The 9,677-nt window shown below is 69.3% G+C and carries 8 protein-coding genes and 1 pseudogene; 6 read left to right on the forward strand and 3 right to left on the reverse strand.

Annotated elements, in window-relative coordinates; genetic code table 11:
- The coding region (locus tag V7702_RS15385; protein WP_335650960.1) for a 3'-5' exonuclease at positions 1-1,490 on the forward strand (1,490 nt) is incomplete at its 5' end.
- 81 nt (positions 1,491-1,571) lie between these two features.
- On the opposite strand, the gene V7702_RS15390 is transcribed toward V7702_RS15385, so the two are convergent.
- Positions 1,572-1,997, reverse strand: a complete 426-nt coding sequence (locus V7702_RS15390) for a DUF7662 domain-containing protein (protein ID WP_335650961.1) — start codon at positions 1,995-1,997, stop codon at positions 1,572-1,574.
- 140 nt (positions 1,998-2,137) lie between these two features.
- On the opposite strand from V7702_RS15390, the gene V7702_RS15395 reads away from it, so the two are divergent.
- The 5 genes from V7702_RS15395 to V7702_RS15415 all read left to right on the forward strand — a co-directional run bounded on the left by V7702_RS15395 (position 2,138) and on the right by V7702_RS15415 (position 6,685).
- Positions 2,138-2,629, forward strand: coding sequence for a hypothetical protein (locus V7702_RS15395; protein ID WP_335650962.1), 492 nt, complete (start codon positions 2,138-2,140; stop codon positions 2,627-2,629).
- 46 nt (positions 2,630-2,675) lie between these two features.
- On the forward strand, positions 2,676-3,542 hold the full coding sequence (locus tag V7702_RS15400) for a 50S ribosomal protein L11 methyltransferase (protein WP_335650963.1): 867 nt from the start codon (positions 2,676-2,678) through the stop codon (positions 3,540-3,542).
- An 81-nt stretch (positions 3,543-3,623) separates the two neighbouring features.
- Positions 3,624-4,016 carry a hypothetical protein gene (locus V7702_RS15405; RefSeq protein WP_335650964.1) on the forward strand — a complete coding sequence of 131 codons (393 nt, stop codon included), beginning with the start codon at positions 3,624-3,626 and terminating at the stop codon, positions 4,014-4,016.
- A gap of 159 nt (positions 4,017-4,175) precedes the next feature.
- Complete coding sequence (locus V7702_RS15410) at positions 4,176-4,820, forward strand: DUF6134 family protein (RefSeq protein ID WP_335650965.1); 645 nt, start codon at positions 4,176-4,178, stop codon at positions 4,818-4,820.
- Positions 4,821-4,870: 50 nt separating this feature from the next.
- Positions 4,871-6,685: an aminopeptidase P family protein gene (locus V7702_RS15415; RefSeq protein ID WP_335650966.1), complete on the forward strand. Its 1,815-nt coding sequence runs from the start codon at positions 4,871-4,873 to the stop codon at positions 6,683-6,685.
- Positions 6,686-6,814: 129 nt separating this feature from the next.
- On the opposite strand, the gene ligA is transcribed toward V7702_RS15415, so the two are convergent.
- Entirely contained in the window at positions 6,815-9,148 is a 2,334-nt protein-coding gene (ligA, locus tag V7702_RS15420; RefSeq protein WP_335650967.1) for an NAD-dependent DNA ligase LigA, read from the reverse strand.
- Positions 9,141-9,677: pseudogene (locus V7702_RS15425) on the reverse strand (DNA repair protein RecN); the annotation flags it as partial. The gene ligA and the pseudogene V7702_RS15425, both read right to left, overlap by 8 nt.

Genomic DNA, 9,677 nt, shown 5'->3' on the forward strand with positions numbered 1-9,677 from the left:
TGCGCTTCGAGCGGGACTTTCCGGGCGCCAAGGTCATCCGGCTGGAGCGCAACTACCGCTCCACCAGCCACATTCTGGGCGCGGCCTCGGGGCTGATCACCACTAACAAGTCCCGCCTGGGCAAGACGCTCTGGACCGAGGCGGACGGCGGCGAAAAAGTGGTGGTCCGCGGGGTCTGGGACGGCGAGGCCGAGAGCCGGCTGATCGCCGACGAGATCGAGCGCGCTCGCAAGGGGACCACCGAGCGTGATCCAAGGCCCTACAAGGACATGGCCATCCTGGTGCGGGCCTCCTTCCAGATGCGCGCCTTCGAAGAACGGTTCGTCCTGCTGCAGATCCCTTACACGGTGGTGGGCGGGCCGCGCTTCTTCGAGCGGGCCGAGATCCGCGATGCGCACGCCTATCTGCGGCTGATCCAGTCCGAGGACGACGATCTGGCCTTCGAGCGGATCGTCAATGTCCCCAAGCGCGGCATTGGCGAGACCACCGTCCAGAAGCTGCTTCAGATCGCGCGGCTGAACGGCGTCTCGGCCGCTACGGCGGCGCGGCAGATCGTGCTGACCGACGAACTGGCGGCGCGAACCCGCACATCCCTGGCCAACTTCCTGCGCGACCTCGACCGATGGCGGGCGCAGGGGGAGACCCAGCACCACAGCCGGCTGACCGAGATGGTGCTGGAGGAGAGCGGCTATACCGACGCCCTGCGCCTCGACAAGACGCCGACCGCGCAGACCCGCCTCGAGAACCTCAAGGAACTGGTCCAGTCCATGGGCAATTTCGAGACGCTCGGCGCCTATCTGGAGCACGTCTCCCTGGTCATGGATCTGGACCGCGGGGCCGGCGAGGACGCCGTGCAGATCATGACTCTGCACTCGGCCAAGGGCCTGGAGTTTCCGCTGGTCTTCCTGCCGGGCTGGGAGGAAGGGGTTTTTCCGTCGCAGCGCTCCATGGACGAGAGCGGCGAGAAGGGCCTCGAGGAGGAGCGGCGCCTGGCCTATGTGGGCATTACCCGCGCCCGCGAGCAGGCTCATGTCTCCTTCGCGGCCAACCGCCAAGTCTATGGCCGCTGGACCAGCCAGTTGCCGTCGCGCTTCGTCGATGAACTGCCCATCGCCCATGTGGAGGCGGCCTCGGACACCGGCTATTACGGTGGCGGCCCGGGCATGCAGCAACACGGCAGCCGCTGGGACGAGAGCCCCAGCTTCGGCTCCGGCTATTCCTCACCCGGCTGGCGCCGCGCCCAGGACCGCGGCTATCATGGCAGCCATCCGGGCCGGCAGCAGGTGATCGAGGGCGAGGGCCGGCTGGTGGCCGTGTCCGACCCGTCCGCCTCCAGCAGCGCCTTTGCCCGCGGAGACCGGGTGTTCCATCAGAAGTTCGGCTATGGTCAGGTGCGCAATATCGATGGCAACAAGCTGACCGTCGCCTTCGAAAAAGCCGGCGAAAAGAAGGTCATCGACTCCTTCGTGGAGAAGGCCGAGGCCTCCTAGGCCTGATGCGATCAGGCTCTAAACCCTAAGCCTTGAGCGCGTTGTGATCCGATAACCGGTTCCCACTTATCGGAACGCGCCCTAGCGCCAGGGCTCGCCCTTGCGCTTGGCCAGGAAGTTGGCCAGCACGGAAACACCGCCGGCCAGCAGCGCTGCGGCCCCTCCGGCCACGGCGGCCGAGACGACGCCTTTCCGGGGGGCCTTGGCCTCGGGGGCGGCCGGCGGCTCCATCGCGACCTCCATCGGGGTCGGCCCGGAAGCCTCGACGCCGTCGTCACGGCGGAAGACGACGTTCTGGGCGTTGCGATCGACGGTCTCGACCCGCCAGCCCGCCCCTTTCCACGCCTCGTGGTGAGGCTTCTCGCCGCCCGTCCACCAGGCGTTCTGGTCCCGGGCGCTCTTGGGCAGGGGAAAACCCAGCACCTCTTCGAGCTCGGCGAAGCTGGCGCTCCAGTCGTCGGCCTCGTGCCGGGCCAGGCGATCGGACAGGGGCTTGTACTTGCTCATCGGTCTCCTCCTTCGGCTTAAGCGTAACACGCAAATTCGAGCCCTGTTGCGGGAGATGGACACAGCCTTGGGCGCCGCTCCGATCTGCCGATGAAACCTACTGGGCGATTCGCGCGCTTATCGGCCCAAGGAGGCTGGATATGCAGGCGCTGTTTCATGGCATCACACTGGCTGCGGCCAGCGGGCTTCTACTGGGGGCGGCGTTCAAGCCCGACCTCACCTATGGAGAGGCCATGCTGGGTCCGCAGATTCACCTGCCTGCCGCAGGCGATCGGCTGGATCGTGACGAGCCCCAGGTTCAGGCGCGGGCCTATTCCGGCCAGGTCCCAGATTATGTGATCGGCTACGACTGGGTTCGGCCAGACGAGTCCGCCCTGATGGCGGTCGACTATGGGCCCGTCCCCCTCGCTGAGCCGGACTATGAGCCGGTGGTCTATGTCGAACCGGTTCGGCAGCAGCGCCCCCTACGGGTGGCCCGTGTGGAGCCGCCGCCGGTCGAGATCACCGTTTCCTATCCTTCGATGGACGGCGACATCGCCCCACCCCGCCGGCCTGCGGCCTCGCTGTTCGCCATCGCCGAGGAGTCCGCGCCGGCTCGCCCGACCCCGGTGGCTTTCGCGCCGCCCGAATAGGCCCTTGCCTCTCGCCTAACGCGCCCCGCGCCTCTAGAGGAGGCGTATGACGCAAGACGCCTTCCAGATCATCGCCCGCGGCCCCCGCAACATCGCTGAGACCGCTGCGGTCGCCATCGATGAGCACCCCCTGCTGGAGGGCGTCACCTATTCGATCCTGGAGGAAGACGAGGATCGCGAGATCTGGCGGATCGACGCCTTCCCCACGACCGCCGAGGAGGCCGACGCCCTGCGCGACGTGCTGGGCGCCCATGAAGGCCTGACCACAAGCACCGAGGTTCTGGCCGACGCCGACTGGCTGGCCATGGCCCTATCGGGTCTGCCGCCGGTTCGCGCCGGCCGGTTCTTCATCTATGGCGCGCACGATCGGGGCCTCGCGCCGGTCAACGCGGTGAACCTGCGGATCGAGGCGGGCGCCGCCTTCGGCACCGGCCACCACGGGACTACGGTCGGCTGCCTGCTGGCCTATGACGCGCTTCTCAAGCAGCGTCGCTTCGCCCGCGTGCTTGATGTCGGCGCGGGCACGGGCGTGCTGGCGATCGCCGCAGCCAAGACCGGCTCACCGGTGGCGGTCGGCACCGATATCGATCGGCCGTCCGTCCGCATCTCCCGCGAGAACGCCAGCCTCAACCAGGCCAAGGCGCGGTTCGTCCACGCCTCCGGTCTAGGCCATCGGCTGGTGCGGGCGCACGCGCCCTATGATCTGGTCTTCGCCAACATCCTGGCTGCGCCGCTCGTCATGCTGGCCCAGGACATCAAGGGCGCCCTGCGGCCGGGCGGGACGGCGATCCTGTCTGGCCTCCTCCGCTCCCAGGCCCGCCGCGTGCTGGCCGCCTATCGCAGCCGAGGCTTTGTGCTGGTCCGCCGCCTGAACCGCGACGCCTGGACCACCCTGGTCATCCGCCGCGGCTAAGCTCGCCGGAACCGACCGGCGGCGAACCACGTTCTCAAGCGCGACAGGAAGCGGCCAACCGCTCCGTCCGAGGAGAACGACATGACTTATGATCCGAACACCCCCCGTACCGATCCCCCGCCGGTGCAGCGTGAAGTCGTCCACAAGAGTGGCGGCTCTGCTGGCTGGTGGGTGGCCGGGATTGTCGCCATCGTCGCCCTGGTCGGCATGTTCTTTATCTTCGGCAATAACGGGACCGACGACGCCGATCTGGAAATGGCCCGTGACACCGGCCGCGCCGAAGCCATGATCGAAAACGCCGCCGACAGCGCCCAGCAGGCAGCCTCCGAGGCCGCCGAAAGCTCTCGCCAGGCCGCCGACAGCATCGCTGAAAGCACCGAGGCCGCGGCCGACAACGCCGCTGCGGCGACCCAGAACGCCGCCGAGGGCGCTGCTGACGCGGCCGATAACGCCGCTGACCGTAGCGGCATGTAAGACTTGTAAGGCCTGGCCGCACACCTGGCCCGAACGACCGAAGGGCGGCTCCGAATGGGGCCGCCCTTTTTCCTGGGCGAGCGGCGAGGCATCCGGCGCCGGCGCACCGCCGTAGACTCCTCAAGAGCCCCGTCACGGGCCCCGTCCGGAGTCGATCCCATGACCCTCAGCCGCAGGAGCCTGATCATCGCGGGAGCCGGCGCCCTGGCCGCGCCCGCCGCCTTCGCCGCCGTGCCGGCAAGCAGCCGCCTGGCCTTCGCCGTCTTCCGCGGTCAGAACAAGGTTGGCGAACACATCATGCGCTTCAGCCGCAGCGGGGCGGGCCTCCTGGTCAGCACCGAGGTCGAGATGCGGGTGAAGCTCGGCCCGATCCCGGTCTTTCGCTACGCCCACACCGCCACCGAGCGCTGGCGGGACGACAGCTTCGCCAGCCTGACCACCCGCACCGACACCAATGGGAAGGTGGAGCAGGTCAAGGCCGAGGCGAGCAGGTCCGGCGTCGCCATCGAAGGGCCAGCCGGGCGTCTCACCGCCCCGGCCACGGCCGCGCCCCTCACCCACTGGAACGCCGCCGCCCTCGATGGCCCGCTGTTCAACCCGCAGCTTGGCAAGATCATGAAGGTCCGCACCGCCCGGGCGGGCCGCGAGAGCGTCCAGCTGGCCGACGGCGGGGCGATACCGGCCACCCGCTGGACCATCCGCGGCGAGGCCGAGATCGACAACTGGTACGACGCCGCCGGCGCCTGGGCCGGCCTGCGCGGCAAGCTTGAGGACGGCTCGACCATGATCTACCGCCGGCTTTAGGCTGCACGATCCCCATGGCGCTCGGGCGCAGGCGGGCTTATTTCTAGGGCATGCGCCAGACCTTTGATGAGACCACCGAGCGCGCCTTTGGCGCCCGCCACCTGCCCCTGATCCGCCAGGCCATGGCCGAGCAGAAGCTGGACGGCTTCCTTGTCCCGCACGAGGACGAGCACCAGAACGAATACCTGCCTGAGGCCAACGACCGTCTGGCCTGGGCCACCGGCTTCACCGGCTCGGCTGGGGCCGCCGTGATCCTGAAGGATAAAGCCGCGGTCTTCGTCGATGGTCGCTATACCCTGCAGGTCCGCGACCAGGTCGATGAGAGCCTGTTCGAGATCCGCGACCTGGTTGAAGGCGGCGTGCCGGCCTATCTGGAGAGCGCCGCGGGCAAGGGCCAAGCCATCGGCTATGACCCCCGCCTGCACAGCCCTGACGGCCTCGCTCGGGTCCGCGCGGCGGTGGAGAAGGCCGGCGCTGAACTGAAGCCGGTCGAGCAGAACCCCCTGGACGCCGCCTGGGGCGCCAAGCGCCCGGCCCAGCCCCAGGCGCCGGCGCTGCCTCATCCGCTGGATTATGCGGGCGAGGAGTCCGCAGCCAAGCGCGCCCGCATCGGCAAGGCCCTGGCCGCCAAGGGCGCCGAGGCCGCCGTCATCACCGCCCCGGCCTCCATCGCCTGGCTGTTCAACATTCGCGGCGGCGACGTGATCCGCAGCCCCCTGCCGCTCGCCCAGGCGATCCTGGGCGCCGACGGTCGCGCCCGACTGTTCCTGGACCCCGTGAAGGTCAGCCAGGAGCTCCCGGCCTGGCTGGGCAACCAGGTCAGCCTGGAGGCGCCCGACGCCCTGGCCGGCGCCCTCGCCGACCTGAAGGGCCAGAAGGTGATGATCGATCCGGGCCAATCCTCGGCCTGGTACTTCGACGCTCTGGACGCCGCCGGCGCCGAGCCCCTTCGCGCCGACGACCCCTGCGCCCTGCCCCGGGCCTGCAAGAACGCTGTCGAGATCGAAGGCGCACGCAAGGCCCACGTTCGCGACGGGACAGCGCTGGCGCGCTTCCTCCACTGGCTGGCCACCGAGGCCCAGACCAGCCTGCCGGACGAGAAAACCGTGGTTCAGACCCTGGAAGGCTTCCGCGAAGCCACCGGCGCGCTCAAGGACCTGTCGTTCGACACCATCGCCGGCGCGGCCTCAAACGGCGCCATCGTCCACTACCGGCCCACCGAGCGCCTCAACAAGCGCACGGAAGCCGGCTCCCTTCTGCTGGTGGATTCCGGCGGCCAGTATCTGGACGGCACCACCGACGTCACCCGCACCGTCGCCATCGGCGAGCCCAGCCGGGAGATGGCCGAGCGCTTCACCCTGGTGCTGAAGGGCCATCTGGCGTTGGCCCATATCCGCTTCCCGGCCGGAACCACCGGCTCGGCCCTGGACGCGCTCGCCCGCGCGCCCCTGTGGATGGCCGGCCTCGACTATGACCACGGCACCGGCCATGGGGTGGGCAGCTATCTCGGCGTGCACGAAGGTCCGCAGCGGATCTCCAAGGCCCCCAACAGCGTCGCCCTGCAGCCGGGCATGATCGTCTCCAACGAGCCGGGCTACTACAAGGCAGGCGCCTATGGCATCCGCATCGAGAACCTGCAGTTCGTCACCGCCGCCGACGAGATCGAGGGCGGCGAGCGGCCCATGCTGGGCTTCGAAACCCTGACCCTCGCGCCTATCGATCGCCGGCTGATCGTCGTCGAGATGCTGACCGCCGAGGAGCGCGCCCAGATGGACGCCTATCACGCCCGGGTGCTGCGCGAGATCGGCCCGCTGGTGGACGCTGAGGTCAAGGCCTGGCTGGAAGAGGCCTGCGCGCCGCTTTAGGGCGCTCGCCTAAAGCGGCGTCATCCTGGGCCTTGTGCCCAGGATCCCTCTCGACGCTTGCGCCCGCCCTCGACAGGGACCCTCGGGACAAGCCCGAGGGTGACGTGTCGGGGTGTGGCTCGCGCCCCCCTACCCCTGTCCCACCAGCTCCAGCCAGTCGTCCTCGCTGATGACCTCGATGCCGAGGTCGGTGGCGGTCTTGAGCTTTGAGCCGGCGCCGGGGCCGGCGACCACCAGGTTGGTCTTCTTCGACACCGAGCCGGAGACCTTGGCGCCCAGGGCCTCAGCCTGGGCCTTGGCCTCGTCGCGGGTCATCTTCTCGAGCGCGCCGGTGAAGACGATGGTCTTGCCGGCCACGGCGGTGTCGGTCTTGGGTCGTTCGGCGGGCTGGACCTGGAGCTCGGCCAGCAGGTTTTCGACGGTGGCCTCGTTGTGATCCTCACCGAAGAACTCGGCGATCATCCGGGCGGCCACCGGGCCGACCCCATCCACCGCGGCGAGTTCGCCGAAGTCCTCGCCGGGGCGCTGAGCCGCGGCCGCCGCAGCCGCCCGCTCAAAGCTGGTCCACTCCTCGAAGCGTCGCTCCAGGGCCTCCCGCGCGGTCTTGTTGAGCTTCGGGATGCTGGCCTTCAGCCGGGTATCGAAGCTCGCGCCCTCCGGGACCAGCACCTCGTGCGGCGCTGCCGCCCAGCCCAGGATCGCCTCCAGGGCCGTGGGCCCCACCCCGTCCAGCTGGGCGAAGACCTCGTGGCCGTCCCCGGCCCGCTGGGCGGCGGCGGCGCGGGCGGCAGCGAGGAAGGACTCCACCGTCTCGAAGTGGCGGGCGAGGGCCAGAGACGTGGTCTCGCCGATGTGCCGAACGCCCAGGCCATAGATGAAGCGGTCCAGCGGAATGGCCCGCTTGGCGTCGATCCCGGCCTTCAGATTGGTGACGCTGGTCTCGCCATAGCCTTCGGCGGCGCGCAGTTCATCCAGCTTGGCCTCGTCCTTGGCCAGGCGGAAGATGTCGGCCGGCTCCTTGACCCAGCCCTTGTCGAAGAAGGCCTGGAGCTGCTTTTCGCCGAGGCCCTCGATGTCGAAGGCCCGGCGAGAGACGAAGTGCTTCAGGTGTTCGATGCGCTGGAACGGACAGGCCAGCTCGCCGGTGCAGCGACGAACCACCGTCTCGGCGCCCGAGGCCGTGGTCTCCCGCGCGAGGGGCGTTTTCAGCGGACAGGGGCAGGTATCAGGGAAGACGTAGGGCTCGGCGCTTTCGGGCCGTTCCTCCAGCACCGGCCCGACCACCTGAGGGATCACGTCGCCGGCCCGCTGGACGATCACCGTATCGCCAATGCGGACGTCCTTGCGGGCGATCTCGTCGCCATTGTGCAGGGTGGCGTTCTCCACCACCACGCCGCCCACCGTGACCGGCGCCAGCCGCGCCACGGGGGTGACGGCGCCAGTGCGGCCCACCTGCAGGTCGATGGCGTTCAGGATGGTGCGGGCCTGCTCGGCGGGAAACTTGCGGGCGATGGCCCAGCGCGGCGAGCGTGAGACGAAGCCCAGCCGCTGCTGCCAGTCCAGCCGGTCGACCTTGTAGACCACCCCGTCGATGTCGAAGCCCAGGCGGGGCCTCAGCCCCTCCATCTCGCGATAAGCGTCCAGAAGGCCATCCGCCCCCTCCACCCGACGGGACTGTGGATTGGTCTGGAAGCCCCAGGCCTTCAGGGCTTCCAGCGCTTCCCACTGGGTCTGGGCGAAGGGACTGCTGACCAGGCCCCAGGCATAGGCGAAGAAGCGAAGGGGCCGCTGGGCGCTGATCTTCGGGTCCAGCTGGCGCAAGGAGCCGGCTGCGGCGTTGCGGGGATTGGCGTAGGTCTTCTGGCCGGCCGCCTTGAAGCCCTCATGCTCCAGATAGACCTCCCCGCGGATCTCGATGACCTCGGGCCAGCCGGAGCCGGCCAATCGCTCGGGAATGTCGGAGAGGGTCCGCAGGTTGGCGGTGACATCCTCCCCCACCCTACCGTCGCCGCGGGTGGCGCCGCGCACCAGCCGGCCGTTCTCGTAGCGGATCGAGGCTGACAGGCCGTCGATCTTGGGCTCGGCCGTATAGGCGATCGGGCTGTCGTCAAGCCGCAGGAAGCGGCGCACCCGGGCCTCGAACTCGACGGCTTCCTCGTCGGAGAAGGCGTTGTCGAGGCTGAGCATGGGCACGCCATGCTCCACGGGCGAGAACTGGGCCGAGGCCGCCGCGCCGATCTTCAGGCTGGGCGAATTCTCGCGCACCAGGTCGGGAAACACCGCCTCGATCTCGGCGTTGCGACGCTTGAGCACGTCGTACTCGGCGTCGGAAACCTTGGGCGCATCGTCTTGATAATAGGCGATGTCATAGGCCGCCATGGTGTCGGCGAGCCAGGTAAGCTCTTCGGCGGCCTCGGCCTCGGTGAGGTCGGCGGCCGGCTTGGCGCTCGGGAAATCAGGCATCCATCAGGGCTCGTGCTGCGGCGCGGGCCGCATCGGTGATCTGGGCGCCGGCCAGCATGCGGGCGATCTCTTCCTCGCGATCAGGCAAGGAGAGCACCTCCACGGCGGTGCGCACCATCTCAGCGTCGCCGGCCTTGGAGATCCGCCAATGGGCGTCGGCCCGGGCGGCCACCTGCGGACTGTGGGTCACCACCAGGACCTGGGCGTCCGAGGCCAGACGGCGCAGGCGTAGGCCCACCGCGTCAGCCACCGCGCCGCCGACCCCTTGATCCACCTCGTCGAAAATCATCAGCGGCTGGGCGCCCTCGGCGCGCCCGGCCAGGGCCGCCTTCAGCGCCAGGGCCAGGCGGGCGAGCTCGCCGCCGGAGGCGATCTGACCCAGCTCCCCGAACGGCGCGCCGGGATTGGTAGAAATCTCGAAGGCCACGCGGTCCTGGCCCTGCGGACCGGCCTTTTCAAACGCCAGGGTCTCGACCGTGGCGCGGAAGCGGGCCTTATCCAGTTTCAGCGGGCCAAGCTCGGACATCAC

Origin of the sequence: Phenylobacterium sp. (assembly GCF_036963605.1) — a bacterium.
In the GTDB taxonomy this organism is placed as follows: Bacteria; Pseudomonadota; Alphaproteobacteria; order Caulobacterales; family Caulobacteraceae; genus Phenylobacterium.